Source organism: Arthrobacter sp. MOO21 (genome assembly GCF_057369995.2).
The window spans coordinates 2,096,549-2,115,894 of record NZ_CM170671.2 but is presented as its reverse complement, the minus strand read 5'-3'; the positions used below and the strand labels follow the sequence as shown (position 1 = coordinate 2,115,894).

Genomic DNA, 19,346 nt, shown 5'->3' with positions numbered 1-19,346 from the left:
GGCGCGCTTTGTCCACCAGCGCGCAGTTGTTGTCGGTCAGCGCAGGGGGGATTGTTGCAGCGCGGCTTCCCGGGTGGCGGGGGTGAGAAGTGATGCGGCGTCCAAGGCCGCTTCCATGCCGCTTTCAATGGCGCCGTCGATGAATCCGCCCCAGCCGTTGGCAAGGTCTGAGCCGGCAAAGAGGACGTTGCCGTGCGCTGACTGCAGCGCGGCCAGATGGTTGGTAAGGAACCCGGTCCGGTGCATCGGCCAGGTCTCCCCCGCCAGCGGGTCCGCCACCCAGTCGTGCGTTGCGACGTCCACAACCTCCACCCCGGGCAGCAGCCGGGCTAACTGCGCCTGCACTGCCGCTGCGTCCGACGCATCGATTTTTGTTGCGTCCGGGCCGAAGCCGACGACGATGGTGTCGCCGTCGAGCGTGTATTCGGTTTGGAAGAAGTTCAGCGGCCAGTCCGCACGGCCCAGCGCAACAAAGGGCGCGTGCTCGCCGCGAAGCCGAATCCACACCTTGACGCCCCTGGAGACCTGGCCCAGCCGCGCCCCCTCAGCCTTGGCGGACGGCAGCGGCGGTTCGAAAGCGACGCGCTCCAGGACGTGGAGGGGAACGGTGACAATGGCTGTCTTTGCGCTCAGCCTCCGTCCGTCGGTGCCGCGGACGGTGACCGTGCCGCCGTCGTCCGCTATGCCCGCCACGGTGAAACCGAAGTCAATGGCGGCACCGGCGTCCTGGAGCATGGCGTCCGCGAGCGCTGCCGTTCCCCCGTGGATCTTGTAGGTGGCACATGCCTCGAAATTGACGGCCCAGTCGCCATTCGTCAATGCCACCCAGCGGAGGGCCTGGGTCAGCGCCGCGTCCTCGAGGGGACCGTTGAAGTTCAGGGCCCAAAAGGATTCGAGGATGTCGCGGGCCGTCCCGGCCGGGAATTGATCCCGGATCCGGTCCTGCACGGAGACATGGTCGATTTCCTTGAAGGCATCGGTGGCCAAGGGCCGGAACGGCTGGGGGAAGAAGGCGCGCGACTCCTTGACGAACTGCCCGTTGAATTCGCCGATGAGATCCAGCAGGGTTCCCGGCGCACCTTCCCGACGCCCGCCGTCGGCCCACCAGAAGGCGCGTTCCGGCTCAGGGCTGGCCACGGTGCCAATGCCGTAGCGCTTCAACTCGGCCCAGACATACGGCTGCGTCCAGTGGACCCATGTACCGCCGATCTCCAACTCACGGCCCAGCCGGTGGTCCAACCAGGTCCGGCCGCCAATCCGGTCACGGGCTTCGACGATGCGGACGGCCAGGCCCTGGCGGATGAGCTCACGGGCAGCGGTAAGGCCGGCGAATCCGGCGCCCACGATGACGACGTCAAGGTTCTGCTCCCTGGCGCTGTTTTCCTGTTCCATGGCGCTGTTTTCCTGTTCCATCGGGCAGTGCCCTACGAGTAGACGAAGAATTCGACGGTGGGGGCGAGGACGGTCCACCAGGTGCGGGCGCCCTTGTTGAAGGACGCGGCGCCTCCGGCCGTGAGGTCGTGGATGTCCCCGCCGTCCACCTCGATGCGAAGGTGGCCTTCGATGATGTGGATGGTTTCATCGGCCTCGATCAGCAGGTCGAAAGGCTCGGGCGCTTCGGCGGGACTGACGTGCCAGTAGCCGCAGGCCAAGGCGGGACGGTCGCCTTCCCCGAAGCGGCGGACCCACTGGACCTGGCCAAGCTCAAAAGGTTCATTCCTGGCCGGATCAAGGGAGGAGGACGTGGTGAAGGGAGGCGTCATTGCCATGGGTGGCTCCAGGTGGGAAGGGCCGGCGGCTGCCGGGATTGAATGGTGATGGCGCCGGGCCTGTGATCGGCATCACGACGTGAAAGACATCTAAGCAATTGCTTAGTTTTAAGTCAAGAGGCCCGGTCCGGTGCATCTCCGCTGGCTAGAATCGTCGTCATGACGCCTTCCGCCGCCCGCAGCGCTTCCTCCTCGAAATACGGCACAGGCAGGGAAGCGCTCCTGCGGGCCGTGGTGGACGTTGTGGCGCAGAAGGGTCTGCGGGGACTCACGTTCCGTGCCGTCGCAGAGGCTGCCGGGGTCAACAACAGCCTGGTGGCGCACCATTTCGGGACGCGGGATGCCCTGATCGCCGCAGCACTGCAATGGTCCTCCGAGCAATCAATCGCCGCCTCACGGCTGCGGGATGCGGCGGAGAACGGAGGCACTTTCACCGAGGCGCTGCTGGAACTGCTGCTTGAGGATCCCGGGCTTCAGGCATTCCAGTACGAGATGATCCTCGAGGCACGCCGCCGGCCCGAACTGGCCGGCCCGGTGGCCCAGCTGTACGAGAGCTACGTGGAGGCCCTGTCCGAGGGGCTGCAGGCCTTTGGCGTCAAGGGAGACGTGCGGGTGGTTGCCCGCACACTGTTCGCCGCACTGGACGGACTGGTCCTGCAGTATCTTGCCGGGGTGGGACGGGACGAGATCGCCGCCGCACTGGAGGAAGTGCATCAGGTGGTGCTCCTCCGGCGGGAGGGCAGCGGGAGCACAGCGGCCGGATAGCCCCGGCTGGCAGGCACAACAAAAGCGCGGCCGGCTGCCCGCAAGGGCAATCGGCCGCGCCGTGATATGAAGTTTGTTCCCTACCGGAGCACCACGGTGCGGTTGCCCTGCAGGATGACCCGGCCTTCGCAGTGCCACTTCACGGCGTTGGACAGGGCCTTGCATTCGGTGTCGCGGCCGGCCGCCACCAGGTCCTCGGGGCCGTAGGTGTGGTCCACGTCCACCACCTGCTGGGAGATGATGGGCCCCTCGTCCAGCTCCGCGTTGACGTAGTGCGCGGTGGCGCCCACGGTCTTGACGCCACGGGCATACGCCTGGTGGTAGGGCTTGGCGCCCTTGAAGCTGGGCAGGAAGGAGTGGTGGATGTTGATGGCCCGGCCGTCCAGCTTCCGGGTCAGGTCGTCGCTGAGCACCTGCATGTAGCGGGCCAGCACCACCAGCTCCACGTCCAGCCCGTCCACCAGTTCCATCAGTTTGGCCTCTGCCTCAGGCTTGGTGGCCGCCGTGACCGGGATGTGGTGGAAGGGGAAGCCGTGCCACTCCACCAGGGCCTGGTGGTCCGTGTGGTTGGACACCACCGCCACTACGTCCACCGGCAACTCCCCGATCCGGGCCCGGAAGAGCAGGTCGTTGAGGCAGTGCCCGAACTTGGACACCATGATCAGCACGCGGCGCTTGGAGCCGTGCCGTTCCAGCTGCCACCGCATGCCGAACTTGCCGGCCACGGGGGCGAAGGAGGAACGGAGCGTCTCCAGTGTGGACTCGTCCCCCTCGGAGACGAAGTGCACGCGCATGAAGAAGTGGCCCTCGGTGCGCTCACCGAACTGCTTGTTGTCGATGATGTCGCAGCCGTGCTCCAGCAGGAAGCCGGAGACGGCGTGGACAATGCCCGGCCCTTCCGGACAGTCCAGGGTCAGGACGTGCTCCACGGTGGTGGGCACCTTCACTGCAGGGGTATCAGTTTCAGTAACAGTCATGGTTTCAGCACTCGATCACGTTCACGGCGAGGCCTCCTCGGGAGGTTTCCTTGTACTTGGTCTTCATGTCGGCTCCGGTGTCGCGCATGGTCTTGATGGCCTTGTCCAGCGAGACCTTGTGGCTGCCGTCCCCGTGCAGGGCCAGCCGGGCCGCGTTGATCGCCTTCACGCTGGCGATCGCGTTCCGCTCGATGCAGGGAATCTGCACCAGCCCGCCCACGGGATCGCAGGTCAGGCCGAGGTTGTGCTCGATCCCCACTTCCGCGGCGTTCTCCACCTGCGCGGGCGTTCCGCCGAGCACCTCGCAGAGCCCGGCAGCGGCCATCGAACAGGCCGAACCAACCTCGCCCTGGCAGCCCACTTCGGCGCCGGAGATGGAGGCGTTCGTTTTGAAGAGGATTCCGACGGCGGCCGCCGCCAGCAGGAAGCGGACCACGCCGTCGTCGTCGGCGCCCGGAACGAACTTCATGTAGTAGTGCAGGACGGCCGGCACGATCCCGGCAGCCCCGTTGGTGGGGGCGGTGACGATCCGGCCGCCGGCCGCGTTCTCCTCGTTCACGGCCAGCGCGAAGAGGTTGACCCATTCCATGGCGTGGAGCGCGTCGGTGCCGGCGGAGTCCTGGGAAAGGGTTTTGTAGAGAGCCGGCGCGCGCCTGGGCACTTTCAGGCCGCCGGGCAGGATGCCTTCGGCGTTGCAGCCGTTCTGCACGCACTCCTTCATCACCGCCCACAGCCCCAGCAGTTGCTCGCGGAGTTCGGCCTCGCTGCGCCAGGTCAGCTCGTTGGCGAGCATGACGTCGGAGATGGACATGCCTTCACGGCTGCAGATCTGCAGGAGTTCGTCCGCCGTGGAGAAGGGGTAGGGCAGCTCGGTGTCGTCGGCCACGACCTTGTCCGCGCCCCGGGCGTCGCCGTCCACCACGAAGCCGCCGCCGATCGAGTAGAAGCTCCGCTCGCTCAGGACGGCCCCGGTGTGGTCGAACGCCCGGAAGGTCATGCCGTTGGGGTGCGCGGGAAGGGACTTGCGGCGGTGGAGCACCACGTCCTCTTCCCAGTTGAAGCCCACCCGGTGGGTGCCTGCGATATGCAGCTCGGCGTCCAGGGCGGCGGCGGCCACCTGGTCATCGGCCGTGAACGTGTTGACGGTTTCCGGTTCCAGGCCCTGCAGTCCCAGGACCACGGCCTTGTCGGAGCCGTGGCCGCGTCCGGTCGCGCCGAGGGAGCCGAAAAGTTCCGACTGGACACGCACGGTGGCCGCCAGCTGCCCGTCGCCCTTCAGCCCGTCGGCGAAGAGCTTGGCCGCCCGCATCGGGCCCACCGTGTGTGACGACGAGGGCCCGATGCCAACAGAGAACAGGTCAAGGACGCTGAGCGCCATCAGGGGACCTCTGGCGAGGCGTACTCCCGCATGGCGTCCAGCAGCCACCGGCCCAGGAATTCGGCGAAGGATGCCCGGGGGAAGATCCGGAAGCTCTCTTCGCCGGTCTTCCACAGGACGGCCGGGATGTTCGCGATCTCCGTGGAGAAAGCGGTGCCGGCCTTGAACACCCGGGGGTGCAGGTCCAGCGAGCAGCCCTTTTCCAGGACGGCGCGGGCCCGGGGGCCGGTGAGTTCGAACGTGGTGCGGTTGGCGGAGAGGTCCACCACCTGGCCGGCGTCGCCTCCGAGGGCATCCCGGAGCGCCTGGATGAGGTCGCCGCCCAGGGACTCGTGGGCCTCGGTGGGTGCCACCACCAGGAACTCGGAGGGGCCCAGCCACAGGACGGACGTGTCGCCGTTGCCGACGACGCCCCCGCACTGTGCGGGCAGGCCGCCGGTGACGCCGGCCAGCCGCGCTGCCGCGTCCGAGCCTGCGTCCGCCCGGAGCCCCACCATGGTCAGGAAGGGAACTTCGGCGATCTCAACGGCGCCGGCCAGGGAGCATGCAGCGAATGCTTCCGCCAGCTGCCTGGCGGGGCTGATGCGGGCTGCGAGGTTCTTGTCTGCCGGGGTCTTTGCGGCGGCGGGGGAAGCTGCTGTCTCAGCCATCTTTGCGGGTCCCTTCGGGGTCAAAAAGCACTGTCTCTGCCACAACCACGTCCACCAGCTGGTCGCCGGCGGCTGCCACCAGCGTTTCGCCGATGCGGTTGCGTCCGTTCTTGATCAGGGCCAGGCCGAACGACCGGCCCAGCGCTGCACTGTGGTAGCTGGAGGTCACGAAGCCTTCCATCGGCACCGGACCGTAGGCCGGGTTGGTGGAGCGGCCCTTTTCCACGAGCTGGGTGCCTTCGGGCAGCCGGAGCGTGCCGTCCACGGGGAGGACGCTGACCAGGTGCTTGCGGTCCTCCCGCTGCGCGTCCACCCGGGAGTAGGAGCGCTTGCCGATGAAGTCCTTGGCCTTGGAGACGATCCACTCCATGCCGGCGTCCTGCGGGGTGACCGTGCCGTCGGTGTCCTGACCTACGATCGGGTAGCCCTTCTCGGCGCGGAGCACGTGCATGGTCTCGGTGCCGTACGGGGTGATGTTGAACTCGGCACCGGCAGCCGCCACGGCTTCCCAGGTGTTGAGCCCGTACCAGGCCGGGACGTTGATTTCGTAGGCGAGTTCGCCGGAGAACGAGATCCGGCAGATCCGGGCCCGCACGCCGGAGGCGAGGGTGGTTTCGCGGAAGGTCATGAACGGGAAGGCTTCGGCGTCCAGGCCGCCGTTGGCTGCCAGTTCCGGCGCCACCTTGGCGATGACCTCGCGGGACTTGGGCCCGACGACGGCAATGGTGCTCCACTGCTCGGTCACCGAGGTGCACTTCACGTCCAGTTCCGGCCACTCGGTCTGCAGCCATTCCTCCAGCCAGTCCAGCACCTTGGCGGCACCGCCGGTGGTGGTGGTCATGAAGAAGGTCTCGTCGTCCAGGCGGAGGGTCACGCCGTCGTCGAAGATCATGCCGTCCGGGCTGCACATGACGCCGTAGCGTGCCGAGCCGGGGGCGAGCTTCTTGAACGCGTTGGTGTACATCCGGTTCAGGAACTCGCCCGCGTCCTTGCCGCGGATCTCGATCTTGCCGAGGGTGGTGGCGTCCATGAAGCCCACGGACTCGCGGACGGCGGCGCATTCGCGCAGCACGGCAGCGTCCATGTCCTCCCCGTCCTGGGGGTAGTACCAGGGCCGCTTCCACTGTCCTACGTCCTCGAACAGCGCGCCCTTGGCGACGTGCCAGGGGTGGATCGAGGTGATGCGCGCGGGGTCGAACAGTTCGCCGCGCTGGCGTCCGGCCAGTGCCGCGAAGGCCACCGGGGTGAACGGTGCGCGGTAGGTGGTGGTGCCGATGTCGCCGATGCCCCGGGAAGCTTCGCCGGCCGTCCGCAGGGCGGCGGCGATCACGCCGATGGCATTGACGCCGGAGGTCTTGCCCTGGTCATTAGCGGTGCTGATGGAGGTGTACCGCTTCACGTGCTCCACGGAGCGCATGCCGGCGCCGGTGGAGCGCAGCACATCCGCTACCGACTGGTCGCGCTGGAAGTCGACGAAGTGGTGGTGCCAGTCGTCCGGGGTGCCGTTTTCGCCGGGCACCAGCCACAGCTGCCGGGTAGGGGCGGAGGCTTTCGGCTCACCAAACACGGAAGGCTCGACGGCGGACGCGAACCCGGCAGCGATGGCCGCCCTTGCGCCGGCGGAGATACCCTCGGCCACGCAGTCGGCGGTGGCGAAGGAGCCGCGGCCGGAGCCGATGGTCTGCTGGTTGGGCACTTCGGTGCTGGGCACGAACGCGGCCAGGTCCTCGTCCCAGCGCAGCTTGCCCTGCCGCTGCGAGTGCAGGTGGACCAGCGGGCTCCAGCCGCCGGACACTGCCAGCAGGTCGGCGGCGATCTGTTCGACGCCCGAGGTGAGCTCGCCGTCGTCGTTGATGCTGCGGACGGTGACGCCGTCCACGCGGCCGTCGTTGCCTGCAGAGGTGTTGGCCACCGCGCTGCCGATCAGCACACGGAGGCCGGATTCTACGGCGGCGGTTGCCACGGCGGTGAGCTGCGGACGGGCGTCCACGACGGCTGCGACCTTGACGCCGGCGGCGGCGAGGTCTGCAGCGACGGCGTAGGCGCTGTCGTTGGTGGTGCTGATGACCACGCGCTTGCCCGCGGCCACGGCGTACCGGTTGAGGTAGGTGCGTACGGCCGAGGCGAGCATGATGCCCGGACGGTCGTTGTTCTCGAACACCAGGGGACGCTCGTGGGCGCCGGGCGCCAGCACCACCTGGTTGGCACGGATGTGCCAAATCCGCTGGCGGGAGACGCCGGGAGCTGCGGGGCTGGAGAGGTGGTCGGTGCGGTTCTGGACGGCAATGACGTAGTTGGCGTCGTAGGCGCCGAACGCGGTGGTGCGGTTCAGGACGGTGGATTCCGCGCCGGACACCAGCTCGGCTTCGACATCGGCGACCCACTCGAGGGCGGGCTTGCCCTCGATGGTCTCGGCCAGGCCGGGAGCCGTGGAACCGGAAAGCAGGGAGCCGCCGAGTTCGGGCTGGTCGTCCAGGAGCATGACGCGGGCGCCGGTGCGGACGGCTTCGCGGGCTGCGGCGAGGCCTGCGGGGCCACCGCCGATCACCAGGACGTCGGTGTGGACGTACTTCTTGTCGTACTCGGCGCGGTCGTCGGCGGGGTCGAGCTTGCCCAGGCCGTTGAGCTGAGTGGCCTTCAGGCCGTCCACGAGCGAGACGGTGGTGGACGGGAGCATGGATTCGGCGACGTGGCCGGGGAAGCGGGCTTCCACGCGGACCAGGGCGTTGGCTTCTTCCACACCGGCGGACATGATGCCGCGGGCGCGGTCCTCGTAGAGCGAGTTGCCGGCGGCGATGTGGCCGTTGGCGAGCAGGGCCGAGGCCAGCGTGTCACCGGGGTGGCCGGTGAATTCCTCGCCGTCCACCGTGAAGCGCCAGGAGATGGTGCGGTCGATGCGGCCGCCGGTAGCCAGGCGGGCGTTCTGGGAAGTCACTTGGTCGCTCCTTCCGGGGCGGTGGTGGTCAAGGTGCTTGTGGTGGAAGTGCTGGGTCCAGCGGTTCCCGTGGTGGTGCTGTCAGGAGCCGTGCTGGCGGTTCCGGTTTCGGGCGTGGCCCTGGAGGAACTGTCGGGCCGCGGCGTCCCCATCGGGTAGATGGCCTGGATGTCGTAGCTGACGGTGTCGCGGAGCATGTTGAACCACTGGCGGCAGCCGGTGCTGTGGACCCAGCGCTCGGCGAAGATGCCCTTGGGGTTCTCGCGGTAGAAGAGGTAGCGGGACCACTCCGTGTCGCTCAGCTCGTTCGGGTTCTCCGGGTAGGGGACGTGGGCCTGTCCGCCGTAGTGGAATTCGGTTTCGTCCCGCGGGCCGCAGTTGGGGCATGGGATCAGCAGCATGTGCGTTAGTCCTTTTCTGGTGGCGGACGGCTAGTGGGCCACGGCGGCGGCGCCGTGTTCGTCGATGAGGGCGCCGGTTTCGAAGCGTTCCAGCGAGAACGGCTCGTTCAGCTTGTGCGGGGCGCCGGTGGCGATGGTGTGCGCGAAGGTCATACCGGCGGCGGGCGTGCCCTTGAACCCGCCGGTACCCCAGCCGCAGTTCACGAACATGTTCTCCACCGGAGTGGTGCCCACGATCGGCGAAGCGTCCATGGTGGTGTCCACGATGCCGCCCCAGGTCCGGAGCACGTGGGCCCGGGCAAAGATGGGGAAGAGTTCGACGGCGGCCGCCATCTGCTGCTCGATCACGTGGAAGGAGCCGCGCTGGCCGTAGCCGTTGTAGGAGTCCACGCCGGCACCCATGACCAGTTCGCCCTTGTGCGCCTGCGAGACGTAGACGTGGACGTGGTTGGACATGACCACGGTGGGGTGGACGGGCTCGTGCAGTTCGGACACCAGTGCCTGCAGCGGGTGGGACTGGATGGGCAGCTGGAAGCCTGCCATCTCCGCCAGGACCGAGCTGTGGCCGGCGGCGGCCAGGCCCACCTTTTCGGTGTGGATGGTGCCGCGGTTGGTCTTCACGCCCACCACGCGGTTGCCGTCCTTGAGGAAGCCGGTCACCTCGCAGTTCTGGATGATGTCCACGCCCATTTCGTCGCACTTGCGGGCGAAGGCCCACGCCACGTGGTCGTGCTTGGCGATGCCGGCGCGGGGCTGGTAGGTGGCGCCCATGACCGGGTAGCGGATGTCGTCGCGGATGTTGAGGATGGGGCAGAGTTCCTTGACCTGCTGGGGGTCCAGCCATTCGGCGTCCACGCCGTTGAGCTTGTTGGCGCCCACGCGGCGGATGCTTTCGCGGACGTCGCCCAGGGTGTGGGCCAGGTTCATCACGCCGCGCTGGCTGAACAGGAAGTCGTATTCGAGTTCCTCGGGCAGGATCTCCCACAGCTTCAGGGCGTGCTCGTAGATGGCCGCGCTCTCGTCCCAGAGGTAGTTGGAGCGGATGATGGTGGTGTTGCGGGCCATGTTGCCGCCGGCGAGCCAGCCCTTTTCCAGGATGGCGATGTTGGTCATCCCGTGGTTCTTGGCCAGGAAGTAGGCCGTGGCCAGGCCGTGCCCGCCGCCGCCGACGATCACGGCGTCGTAGGAGGACTTGGGTTCCGGGTTGCGCCAGAGGAAATCCGGGTGCTCGGGGAGGAGGTCTGCGCTCACTGGGCTGCTCCAATCAGGTCTGCCTCGGCTTCGGCCAGGCTGGCATCGGCGGTGAGGTGCGGGTAGAGGGGGAACTTTTCGGCCAGGGCCGTCACGCGTGCGCGGAGTTCGACGGCGGTGTCCCCGGGCAGTGTGCCGGTGGACGCCGAGGCGATGAGCGCCGTCGCGATGATGTCCGCGACCTCGGTGAACTCGGCGGCACCGAAGCCGCGGGCGGCCAGGGCGGGGGTGCCGATCCGCAGGCCCGAGGAAACCATCGGCGGGCGGGGATCGAACGGGACGGCGTTGCGGTTGACCGTGATGCCGATCTTGTGCAGGGCGTCCTCGCCCTGCTGGCCGTCGAGTTCGGAGTTGCGCAGGTCAACCAGGACCAGGTGGACATCGGTGCCGCCGTTGACCACGGAGATGCCGGCGGCCTGGACGTCGTCCTGCAGGAGCCGCTCAGCCAGCAGCTGCGCACCCTGCAGGACACGCTCCTGGCGCTCCTTGAATTCGGGGGCGGCGGCGAGCTTGAACGCCACGGCCTTGGCGGCGACCACGTGCTCCAGCGGCCCGCCCTGCTGGCCGGGGAACACGGCGCTGTTGATCTTCTTGGCGTATTCCTCCTTCGCCAGGATCACGCCGCCACGGGGGCCGCCGAGGGTTTTGTGGGTGGTGGTGGTGACCACGTCGGCGTAGGGGACGGGGTTGGGGTGCAGGCCGGCTGCAACGAGGCCGGCGAAGTGGGCCATGTCCACCATCAGGTAGGCGCCCACGAGGTCGGCGATGCGGCGGAACTCGGCGAAGTCCAGCTGGCGGGAGTAGGCCGACCAGCCGGCCACGATCAGCTTGGGCTTGTGCTCCAGGGCCAGGGCTTCCACCTCTGCCATGTCGATGCGGAGGTCCTCCTCGCGGACGTGGTACGGGACCACGTTGTAGAGCTTGCCGGAGAAGTTGATCTTCATGCCGTGGGTGAGGTGGCCGCCGTGGGCCAGGGACAGGCCCAGGATGGTGTCGCCCGGGTTCAGCAGGGCGAACATGGCGGCGGCGTTGGCCTGCGCGCCGGAGTGCGGCTGGACGTTGGCGAATTCGGCGCCGAACAGTGCCTTCACGCGGTCGATGGCCAGCTGCTCGATGACGTCCACGTGCTCGCAGCCGCCGTAGTAGCGCTTGCCCGGGTAGCCCTCGGCGTACTTGTTGGTCAGGACCGAGCCCTGGGCCTCCATCACTGCCGACGGAGCGAAGTTCTCCGAGGCAATCATTTCCAGCGTGGACTGCTGGCGGTGCAGTTCCTGTGCAACGGCGGCGGCGACGTCGGCGTCCACCGTGGCGAGCGAGGCGTTCAGTACGTCCTGCATTGTTCTCCTTCAAAGCCCTTCGGAGTTACTGATCCATAACTGATCTGTAACTGATATATTAGAACTGACGTAATAGTATGTTGCAGATCACGTCGCAGTCAATAGCTACCTTGGGAGCCCTCGAAATGAGCGTCACACTCGAGAACCACCTCGTCGGGGACGGGGACCTTTCGCTCGCCGAGCAGGCCTACCGGCACCTTCGGGACCGCCTCATCATGCTCGACATCCGGCCGGGTGAGGCGATCAACGACGGCAAGATCGCCACGGACCTCGGCATCGGCCGCACGCCGGTGCGCGAAGCGCTCAAGCGCCTGGAAAGCGACCACCTCGTGGTCTCGTATCCAAGGCGCGGAACCTTTGCCACCGTCGTCGACATCACCGAACTCGCGGACGTCTCGGAACTGCGCGAATCCCTGGAACCCCTTGCCGCGCGGCGTGCGGCCAAGCTGGCGACGCCGGCGCTGCGGGCCGAGATCCGGGCGACGGCCAAGGCGATTGCCGGCATGGACCCGGGCGATGACCCCTACGACCTGATGCGCTACGACATCAAGGTGCACCGCCTGATCTACCGGGCGGCGGCAAATGCCCACCTCGAGGACGTCCTGATCCGCTACGACAACCTGGCCACGCGCATCTGGTGCATGGTGCTGGAGAAGGTGCCTTCCGTGGCGGAGCACATCGCCGAGCACGTGGAACTGCTGGAGGCCGTGGCCGACGGCGATTCCGAGCGGGCGGGCAAGCTGGCCCTGGAGCACGTCAGCAGCTTCGAGCAGGCCATCCGCAACGTCCTCTAGCCCACCGGCGCGCCAGGCCTCCCCCGCACCCAGGGGTCAGGAACGCGCGGCCCTGGGGAGGAACGCCATGGGCTCACGCCTGATCCGCATGAGCGCGGACTCGATGGCCCCCTGGACCACCACCTCCGCCCCGAGCGTGCTCGCAACCAGGGACGGGAGGGGCAGTCCGGAGTCCGTGGGGAGCAGACTGCGCGCATGCTCCAGGACGGGCCCGATGGCGCTTGAGATCCCGCCCGCGATGACCACCCGCTCAATGTCGAGCAAACTGGAGAGCACCACGGCGATCCGGGCCAGGCGTGCGCCCAGCCGGTCAATAATGTCCCCTGCCAGCGGATCCCCCTCGCGGGCTGCCTGGAACACGTCCTCCGCCTGGATCCCCTCCTCGGGAAGGCGACGCAGTGACGTGGTTCCGCCGTAGGAATGGATGCCCTTGCGTGCCCACTTACGCGCAAGCGCCCCCAGCCCGTCCGAGCCTCCTTCGTCGGGTACGAGCTTGCTGTCGAACACATCCAGGAACCGCATTTCGCCGGCGCCGCCCTGGCGCCCCCGCAGCAGGCGTCCGTCCACGATCAGGCCGGCGCCAAACCGCTCCCCCGACAAGAGGGTTGCAACGTTGGCGGACGGTTCCTGCGCCTGCTCCGCAATGGCGGCGAGGTTGGCGTCATTCTCGACGATGACAGTGCCGGGAAGGGCAGGGGCGAAACCGGAATTCATCAGCTGCCAGAATTCGCCTCCCTCCGGGGACATGCCCTCGGCATCCACCGGCGCGGGCACGCCGACCACCGTGAGCAGGACGTCATCATCCCCGCACCCCGCATCCGCCAGCGCCTGGCCGATCAACTCCCGTGCGCTTGCAACACGCCCGGCACGTCCCAGCGCGTGCGAGTCGATGCTTTTGCGGCGCTTGCCAAGCCCGCGGCCGCGCAGGTCCGTAACGAGGGTGGTGAGATAGCCTTCGCCGGCATCCAGCCCCACAACCACGCCTGCAGCTTCGCGCAGTTGGTAGCGGCGCGCCGGCCGGCCTTTGGGCGCAGGCCCGGCGTCGCCGCCGTCGCTTACTTCCTCAAGCCATCCCGCGCCAACAAGGCCGTCGCAAACGCCCAGCACCGTCGCGCGCGTCAGCCCGGTCGCGGCCATGGCCTCCCCCGCCGTGAACACTTGCTCCTGGAGGGCGAAGCGCAGCAGTGCCTCCGAGTTGATCTGCCGTAACAGTTGGGTCGAGCTCGCCGTAGTTCCGTCCACCCCTTGACGATAGCCCCTGCGTCCCCCATCCTCGTATAGGACCTAAATATAAGATCCAAATAAATTCTCTTTCGAAAGCCCTTAGGAGCCGATGTTGCCACCTTTGACGCCTGCAGGGACGCGAGTCTCCCGACGCACTTTCCTCGCCGCAGCCGGGGGTGCGCTGGCCGCTTTCGGCCTGGCCGGGTGCTCCCCGGCAGGCACCAGGCCCACCATTACGTTCCACCAGTCCAAACCTGAAGCGGTTCCGTATTTCCGCGACCTGGCGGCCAAATTCACCGAATCCCAGGACCGGTTCCGCGTCCTGCACGATATGGCAACCAACCTCTCCGCCAGCTTCGTCCGCAGCAGTCCCCCCGATCTTGGCTGCCTCAACTACAACCTGGAGATGGCCCGGTTCATGGAGCGCGGGGCGCTCTCGGACCTTTCCGACCTCCCCGAAGCAGCCTCCATCCGGGACGACGTGCTGGACCTGACAAACTGGTATCCCACCTACGCCGGCCGGACAAGCGTCATCCCCTACTCGGTCATGGCGGCCTCGGTCATCTACAACCGCCGCATCTTTGCAGAGCACGGCCTCACTGTCCCCACCACCTGGGACGAACTCGTCGAGGTGTGTGAGCGGTTGAAGGCAGCCGGCGTAACTCCCATCTACGGGACCTTCCGCGATCCATGGACAGTGGCGCAGGGCCTGTTCGACTACACCGTGGGCGGCATGGTCGACGTCCGCGGCTTCTACAAGAAGATGCACGAAATTGGCGAGGACGTCGGGCCGGATTCCGAAGTGTCATTCCAGAAGACCATGCTGGAACCGGTGCAGCGCATGGTCCAGTTGACGAAGTACGTCAACCCCGATGCCTCCAGCCGGGGCTACGGTGATGGCAACACCGCCATGGCGCAGGGACAGGCGGCCATGTACTTCCAAGGGCCGTGGGCCTTCGGGGAAATCGAAAAGGCAGGCACTGACCTGGACCTCGGCACCTTCCCCCTGCCCATGACCGCCGACCCCGCCGACCTGAAGGTCCGCGTGAACATCGACCTCTCGCTCTGGGTCCCCGAGGTCTCGAACGGCCAGGAAGGGGCGCGCGCCTTCCTGCAGTACCTTTTGCAGCCGGAGGTCCAGAACCCCTACAACGCCAAGTTCCTGGGGTTCGGTACGGTCAAGGACGCTCCCCCGGTCACCGACCCGCGGATCGTCGAGATGCAGAAGTACTACGACGAGGGCCGTTTCTACATGGGCGCCTCCCAGTTCATCCCGAACACTATCCCGGCCGCCAACTACATCCAGTCGATCATCGGGGGCGCCGACCCCGAGGGCACGCTGCGCCGGATGGACGCCGACTGGGCGCGCCTGGCCTTCCGGGCGTAACCACACTTCCGATCTGATGCACGAAACGAGGACCCACCCATGTCATCAATGACGAAACCTTCCACCAGAACGGTGGTGCCCCCCGAGGCAGCGCCCAAAGCGGCAAGGGCCCGCAAGAGCCGGGTCGACCCGCTGTACTACTTCTTCCTGTTCCCTTCGCTGGCGATTTTCACGCTGGCCGTGACGCTTCCGGCCGTGCTCGGATTCGTCTACAGCTTTACCAACTCCGTGGGCTTCGGCGACTTCGAGTTCATTGGCATCCGCAACTTCATCGCGGTTTTCCGTGACGAAGGAATCCTCGGCGCCTACGGATTCACGCTCGCCTTTTCGCTCGTGACCGTCGTCGTCGTGAATATCCTGGCTTTCCTGCTGGCCCTGGGACTGACCTCCCGGGTCCGCTTCCGCACTGCGCTGCGCACGGTGTTCGTGATCCCGATGGTGATCTCGGGCATCGTCATCGCGTTTGTCTTCCAGTATCTCTTCTCGAACTCGCTGCCCCTGCTGGGCAAGGGCATGGGAATCGAACCGCTCGCCTCAAGCATCCTTGCCAACCCCGACCTCGCCTGGCTGGCGATCGTCTTCGTCACGGCGTGGCAGTCGATTCCGAGTGCCATGCTGATCTACATTGCCGGGCTCCTCACGGTCCCGGCGGAGGTCTACGAGGCGAGCTCCATCGACGGTGCAACGCCCTGGCACAACCTGCGGCACATCACCCTGCCGCTCGTTGCCGGGTACGCCGTGATCAACACGGTGCTCGGTTTCAAGAACTACCTCAACGCCTACGACATCATCGTGGGCCTGACCGACGGCGGCCCCGGCGTTGCCACCCGCAGCGTCGCCATGGCGATCTTCCGCGGCTTCGAAGGCGGCGACTACGCCTACCAGATGGCCAATGCCGTGGTCTTCTTCCTCATCAGCATTGCCATCGCACTCATCCAGCTCCGCTTCACCCGTGGCAAAGGAGGGATCGCATGAGCAACGCGACCCGCACCGTCCCCGCAGAACCAACCACCTCAGGACCAATCACCGCAGGACCGGCCGCCGGAAAGCGCCGGATCCGCACGGGACAGGAACGCACGAACTGGCCGGCAACAGCCATCCTGGCCGCCTGTACGCTCGCCGTGCTCGTCCCTCTGTACGTCACCATCAGCATGGCGTTCAAGACCACCGGCCAGGCGGTCGACGGCAACGCGTTCTCCTTGCCGAGCCCCCTGAGCTTCGACAGTTTCGTCCAGGCCTGGACACTGACCAACTTCCCCCGGGGCTTCGCGATCTCGGTGTTCGTGTCTGTGACCGCAGTCATCGGGGAGATCGTCGTCTCGGCGCTGGCAGCCTACGCGATCGTCCGCAACTGGGACCGCCGGCTCTTCCGCTGGTCGTTCTTCTACCTGCTCGCGGCCATGTTCATTCCGTTCCCGGTGGTGGCGCTCCCGCAAATCCAACTCACGGGGCTCGTGGGGCTTGATAATCCGCTCGGCGTGGCGATCCTGCATATCGTCTTTGCCCTGGCGTTCAACACGATGCTGTTTACCGCGTTCCTGCGCTCCATCCCCCTGGAGCTGGAGGAAAGCATGCGCATGGACGGCGCCGGCACCTGGCAGGTGTTTTGGCGGCTCATCTTCCCGTTGCTCGGACCCATGAGCGCAACGGTCGGCATCTTTGCCTTCATCGCCTCCTGGAACGACTTCATGATGCCCTCGCTCATCATTTCCGACCCGGAAATGCAGACCATCCCGGTGCTGCAAAAGATCTTCCAGACGCAGTTCAGCAACAGCTACAACGTCGCCTTTGCCTCTTACCTCATGGCGATGGCGCCGGCCATCGTCGTCTACCTGTTTACCCAGCGCTGGGTGATGTCCGGCCTCACCCAGGGGGCCGTCAAGTAGTGACCCCGCGCCCAGCCCTCGCCCTGCACCAAGAACCGAAGGAACCAATCTTGCCCACCACCGCCACCATGGCAACCCGCACCGACGCACTCCGGATGGACGATCCCACCTGGTGGCGCCAGGCGTCCGTGTACCAGATCTACCCCCGCAGCTTCGCGGATTCCAACGGCGATGGAATGGGAGATATCAACGGCATCACCGTAAAGGTCCCGTACCTGAGGGAACTGGGCATCGACGCCGTCTGGCTGAGCCCCTTCTACCCCTCCGCCCTGGCCGACGGCGGCTACGACGTGGACGACTACCGCAACGTGGACCCGCGGCTGGGCACGCTGGAGGACTTCGATGCGATGGCCAAGGCCCTGCACGATGCGGGCATCAAGCTGATCGTGGACATCGTGCCCAACCACTCCTCGGACCGCCACGAATGGTTCCGCGAAGCCCTCGCCGCGCCCAGGGGCTCCGCCGCCCGTGACCGCTACGTCTTCCGTGACGGGCTGGGCGAAAACGGTGAACTGCCGCCGTCGGACTGGGTCTCGGTGTTCGGCGGCCCGGCGTGGGAGCGCATTACCGAACCGGACGGCACCCCCGGCCAGTGGTACATGCATATTTTCGCCAAGGAACAGCCCGACTTTAACTGGGACAACCGGGAGGTCCGGGAGGACTTCCTGTCGACGCTGCGCTTCTGGTCCGACCGCGGCGTGGACGGCTTCCGCATCGACGTCGCCCACGCACTGACCAAGAACCTCGAAGAAACCCTGCCCACCACGGCAGACCTTGAGGCCCAGGGCGAGGCGCTGTACCTCGAAGGCCGGCACCCCTACTGGGACCGTGACGAAGTCCACGAGATCTATGCCGAGTGGCGCAAGCTGTTCAACGAATACACCCCGCCGCGGACCGCCGTCGCCGAAGCCTGGGTGCACGCGGACCGCCGCGCCCGCTACGCGAGCCCGGAGGGACTGGGCCAGGCCTTCAACTTCGACCTGCTGCAGGCTGACTTCGACGCCGCCCAGTTCCGGACGATCATCACCAAGAACCTCGCCGAGGCTGAAGCGTCGGGTGCTTCGTCCACCTGGGTGTTCTCCAACCACGACGTCGTCCGGCATGCCACCCGCTATGGGCTTCCTGCGTCCGAAGATTCGGCCGAGGGCATCATGGCGGGGCAGGCGGGCAAGCAGTGGCTGCTGGCCGGAGGCAGGCAGGAGGACGTCGACGTCGAACTCGGCCTGCGCCGGGCCCGTGCCGCGTCCCTGCTGATGTTCGCCCTGCCCGGCTCCGCGTACCTGTACCAGGGCGAGGAACTGGGCCTGCAGGAAGTAGGCTGCGAAATCCCCGATTCCGAGCGCCAGGACCCGGCCTTCTTCCGGAACAAGGGCGTGGACATCGGCCGCGACGGCTGCCGCGTCCCGCTGCCCTGGACCTCCGGCGGCGCATCCTTCGGCTTCGGGGCCGGCGCCTCCCACCTGCCCCAGCCGGCATGGTTTGCGGGCAGCTCGGTGGAGGCCCAGGAAGGACAGGTGGGCTCCACCCTGTCCCTCTACCGGCGGGCAATGGCCCTGCGGTCGCAGCTGCAGACAGCTGAAGCGCTGGAGTGGCTGGAGACCGGCCGTGATGACGTCGTGGCCTTCCGCCGTCCCAACGGCTGGACTTCCGTGACGAACTTCGGCACCGAAGCCTTCGAACTGCCCGCCGGTGAGGTGCTGGTCTCCAGTTCACCGCTGGAGGCAGGCAGCCTGCCAGGCGCTGCCACCGCGTGGCTCCGGTGACCGCCAGCCCCGAAGCCGCGGCGGGACCGGGTTTCCGGATCGGGATCGATGTTGGCGGGACGTGGATCAAGGGCGCACTCGTCGACCTTGCCGGCGGCGCCCCTGCCGGGCCAGTCCGCCGCCTCCAGACACCGCCCGGCGGCAGCGTGGAGGCCGTTGCAGACACCATGGACCGGCTCGTCGCTGAGCTCGAAGCCGAGAGCCCTGGGGCTGCGGACGGTGCTGTGGGCATCGCCATCCCCTCGATTGTCCAGCGGGGAGTGGCGAGGTCAGCGGCAAACATGGACCGCGGCTGGATCGGGCTCGACGTCCAGTCCTACCTGCGGTCCCGGCTTGGGCGGCCCGTCTGCGTCGTGAATGACGCCGACGCCGCCGGCATGGCCGAAGCCCATTACGGCGCCGGCGCAGCCAAGCAGGGCGTTGTCCTGGTCCTGACCCTGGGAACGGGCATCGGGTCTGCACTGATCGTCGACGGCAGGCTGGTACCCAACTTCGAGCTGGGCCACTTGGAAGTGGGCGGCTCCAAGGCGGAATCCCGGGCATCAGCCGTCGTCCGTGAAAACGAAGGGCTCGACTGGGTGGAGTACGCGGACCGGCTGCAGCAGTACCTCTCGCATGTGGAGTTCCTGTTCTCGCCGGACCTCATCATCATCGGCGGGGGAATTTCAGCCTGCAGCATCGAATACCTGCCCCGCCTGTCACTGCGCACCAGGGTCGTTCCGGCGAGCCTGGAAAACTCGGCGGGCGTGGTGGGCGCGGCCCTGCAGGCAACCGCCGGCTGGACATAATTCATTCAAAACCCCTGAAGTGTGACGTGGAATACTTCAGT

Annotated in this window: 17 protein-coding genes; 7 read left to right on the top strand and 10 right to left on the bottom strand. The window is 67.0% G+C overall.

Features of this window, described 5'->3' with window-relative positions; all coding sequences use genetic code 11:
• Positions 1 to 36: 36 nt before the first annotated feature.
• Entirely contained in the window at positions 37 to 1,392 is a 1,356-nt protein-coding gene (locus tag AC2JAJ_RS09735; RefSeq protein ID WP_486416031.1) for a flavin monoamine oxidase family protein, read from the bottom strand.
• Positions 1,393 to 1,424: 32 nt separating this feature from the next.
• Entirely contained in the window at positions 1,425 to 1,769 is a 345-nt protein-coding gene (locus AC2JAJ_RS09730) for a cupin domain-containing protein (protein ID WP_486416032.1), read from the bottom strand.
• Between the two features lie 159 nt (positions 1,770 to 1,928).
• Here AC2JAJ_RS09730 and AC2JAJ_RS09725 point away from each other — a divergent pair, with 159 nt between their 5' ends.
• The gene (locus AC2JAJ_RS09725; RefSeq protein ID WP_501053461.1) at positions 1,929 to 2,534 is read left to right on the top strand and encodes a TetR family transcriptional regulator; all 606 of its coding nucleotides are present in this window, start codon (positions 1,929 to 1,931) and stop codon (positions 2,532 to 2,534) included.
• Between the two features lie 80 nt (positions 2,535 to 2,614).
• On the opposite strand, the gene purU is transcribed toward AC2JAJ_RS09725, so the two are convergent.
• The 7 genes from purU to glyA are packed head-to-tail and all read right to left on the bottom strand — an operon-like array spanning position 2,615 to position 11,463.
• Positions 2,615 to 3,511, bottom strand: a complete 897-nt coding sequence (purU, locus tag AC2JAJ_RS09720; RefSeq protein ID WP_486416034.1) for a formyltetrahydrofolate deformylase — start codon at positions 3,509 to 3,511, stop codon at positions 2,615 to 2,617.
• A gap of 4 nt (positions 3,512 to 3,515) precedes the next feature.
• A complete protein-coding gene (locus AC2JAJ_RS09715) occupies positions 3,516 to 4,889 on the bottom strand; it encodes an L-serine ammonia-lyase (RefSeq protein ID WP_473695514.1) in 1,374 nt (457 codons plus the stop codon).
• Complete coding sequence (locus AC2JAJ_RS09710; protein ID WP_486416035.1) at positions 4,889 to 5,539, bottom strand: sarcosine oxidase subunit gamma; 651 nt, start codon at positions 5,537 to 5,539, stop codon at positions 4,889 to 4,891. The genes AC2JAJ_RS09715 and AC2JAJ_RS09710 overlap by 1 nt, the downstream gene beginning before the upstream one ends.
• A complete protein-coding gene (locus AC2JAJ_RS09705; RefSeq protein ID WP_486416036.1) occupies positions 5,532 to 8,474 on the bottom strand; it encodes a sarcosine oxidase subunit alpha family protein in 2,943 nt (980 codons plus the stop codon). Before AC2JAJ_RS09705 ends, AC2JAJ_RS09710 begins: the two co-directional genes overlap by 8 nt.
• A complete protein-coding gene (locus AC2JAJ_RS09700; protein ID WP_486416037.1) occupies positions 8,471 to 8,875 on the bottom strand; it encodes a sarcosine oxidase subunit delta in 405 nt (134 codons plus the stop codon). The genes AC2JAJ_RS09705 and AC2JAJ_RS09700 overlap by 4 nt, the downstream gene beginning before the upstream one ends.
• A 30-nt stretch (positions 8,876 to 8,905) precedes the next feature.
• On the bottom strand, positions 8,906 to 10,126 hold the full coding sequence (locus tag AC2JAJ_RS09695) for a sarcosine oxidase subunit beta family protein (protein WP_221383716.1): 1,221 nt from the start codon (positions 10,124 to 10,126) through the stop codon (positions 8,906 to 8,908).
• Positions 10,123 to 11,463, bottom strand: a complete 1,341-nt coding sequence (glyA, locus tag AC2JAJ_RS09690; RefSeq protein WP_221383717.1) for a serine hydroxymethyltransferase — start codon at positions 11,461 to 11,463, stop codon at positions 10,123 to 10,125. The genes AC2JAJ_RS09695 and glyA overlap by 4 nt, the downstream gene beginning before the upstream one ends.
• 125 nt (positions 11,464 to 11,588) lie before the next feature.
• On the opposite strand from glyA, the gene AC2JAJ_RS09685 reads away from it, so the two are divergent.
• Positions 11,589 to 12,257: a GntR family transcriptional regulator gene (locus tag AC2JAJ_RS09685; RefSeq protein WP_221383718.1), complete on the top strand. Its 669-nt coding sequence runs from the start codon at positions 11,589 to 11,591 to the stop codon at positions 12,255 to 12,257.
• Positions 12,258 to 12,293: 36 nt separating this feature from the next.
• Here the strand turns inward: AC2JAJ_RS09685 and AC2JAJ_RS09680 are convergent, their stop codons facing one another.
• A complete protein-coding gene (locus AC2JAJ_RS09680) occupies positions 12,294 to 13,499 on the bottom strand; it encodes an ROK family transcriptional regulator (RefSeq protein ID WP_221383719.1) in 1,206 nt (401 codons plus the stop codon).
• A gap of 91 nt (positions 13,500 to 13,590) precedes the next feature.
• Here AC2JAJ_RS09680 and AC2JAJ_RS09675 point away from each other — a divergent pair, with 91 nt between their 5' ends.
• From AC2JAJ_RS09675 to ppgK, 5 genes are read left to right on the top strand one after another with little or no spacing between them, the layout of a single operon-like run.
• A complete protein-coding gene (locus AC2JAJ_RS09675) occupies positions 13,591 to 14,868 on the top strand; it encodes an ABC transporter substrate-binding protein (protein ID WP_486416039.1) in 1,278 nt (425 codons plus the stop codon).
• 39 nt (positions 14,869 to 14,907) lie between these two features.
• Positions 14,908 to 15,843 carry a carbohydrate ABC transporter permease gene (locus tag AC2JAJ_RS09670; RefSeq protein ID WP_473695498.1) on the top strand — a complete coding sequence of 312 codons (936 nt, stop codon included), beginning with the start codon at positions 14,908 to 14,910 and terminating at the stop codon, positions 15,841 to 15,843.
• Entirely contained in the window at positions 15,840 to 16,754 is a 915-nt protein-coding gene (locus tag AC2JAJ_RS09665) for a carbohydrate ABC transporter permease (protein WP_221383722.1), read from the top strand. The genes AC2JAJ_RS09670 and AC2JAJ_RS09665 overlap by 4 nt, the downstream gene beginning before the upstream one ends.
• Before the next feature lie 50 nt (positions 16,755 to 16,804).
• Positions 16,805 to 18,517: a glycoside hydrolase family 13 protein gene (locus AC2JAJ_RS09660; RefSeq protein ID WP_486416041.1), complete on the top strand. Its 1,713-nt coding sequence runs from the start codon at positions 16,805 to 16,807 to the stop codon at positions 18,515 to 18,517.
• Complete coding sequence (gene ppgK / locus AC2JAJ_RS09655; RefSeq protein WP_486416711.1) at positions 18,514 to 19,305, top strand: polyphosphate--glucose phosphotransferase; 792 nt, start codon at positions 18,514 to 18,516, stop codon at positions 19,303 to 19,305. The genes AC2JAJ_RS09660 and ppgK overlap by 4 nt, the downstream gene beginning before the upstream one ends.
• The last annotated feature ends 41 nt before the right edge of the window (positions 19,306 to 19,346 follow it).

Coding starts and splice junctions, on each gene's coding strand:
- AC2JAJ_RS09715 (WP_473695514.1), bottom strand. CDS start 4,889: ATGGCGCTCAGCGTCCTTGACCTGTTCTCTGTTGGCATCGGGCCCTCG.
- AC2JAJ_RS09670 (WP_473695498.1), top strand. CDS start 14,908: ATGTCATCAATGACGAAACCTTCCACCAGAACGGTGGTGCCCCCCGAG.
- glyA (WP_221383717.1), bottom strand. CDS start 11,463: ATGCAGGACGTACTGAACGCCTCGCTCGCCACGGTGGACGCCGACGTC.
- AC2JAJ_RS09730 (WP_486416032.1), bottom strand. CDS start 1,769: ATGGCAATGACGCCTCCCTTCACCACGTCCTCCTCCCTTGATCCGGCC.
- AC2JAJ_RS09665 (WP_221383722.1), top strand. CDS start 15,840: ATGAGCAACGCGACCCGCACCGTCCCCGCAGAACCAACCACCTCAGGA.
- AC2JAJ_RS09735 (WP_486416031.1), bottom strand. CDS start 1,392: ATGGAACAGGAAAACAGCGCCAGGGAGCAGAACCTTGACGTCGTCATC.
- purU (WP_486416034.1), bottom strand. CDS start 3,511: ATGACTGTTACTGAAACTGATACCCCTGCAGTGAAGGTGCCCACCACC.
- AC2JAJ_RS09725 (WP_501053461.1), top strand. CDS start 1,929: ATGACGCCTTCCGCCGCCCGCAGCGCTTCCTCCTCGAAATACGGCACA.
- AC2JAJ_RS09685 (WP_221383718.1), top strand. CDS start 11,589: ATGAGCGTCACACTCGAGAACCACCTCGTCGGGGACGGGGACCTTTCG.
- AC2JAJ_RS09710 (WP_486416035.1), bottom strand. CDS start 5,539: ATGGCTGAGACAGCAGCTTCCCCCGCCGCCGCAAAGACCCCGGCAGAC.
- AC2JAJ_RS09700 (WP_486416037.1), bottom strand. CDS start 8,875: ATGCTGCTGATCCCATGCCCCAACTGCGGCCCGCGGGACGAAACCGAA.
- AC2JAJ_RS09675 (WP_486416039.1), top strand. CDS start 13,591: ATGTTGCCACCTTTGACGCCTGCAGGGACGCGAGTCTCCCGACGCACT.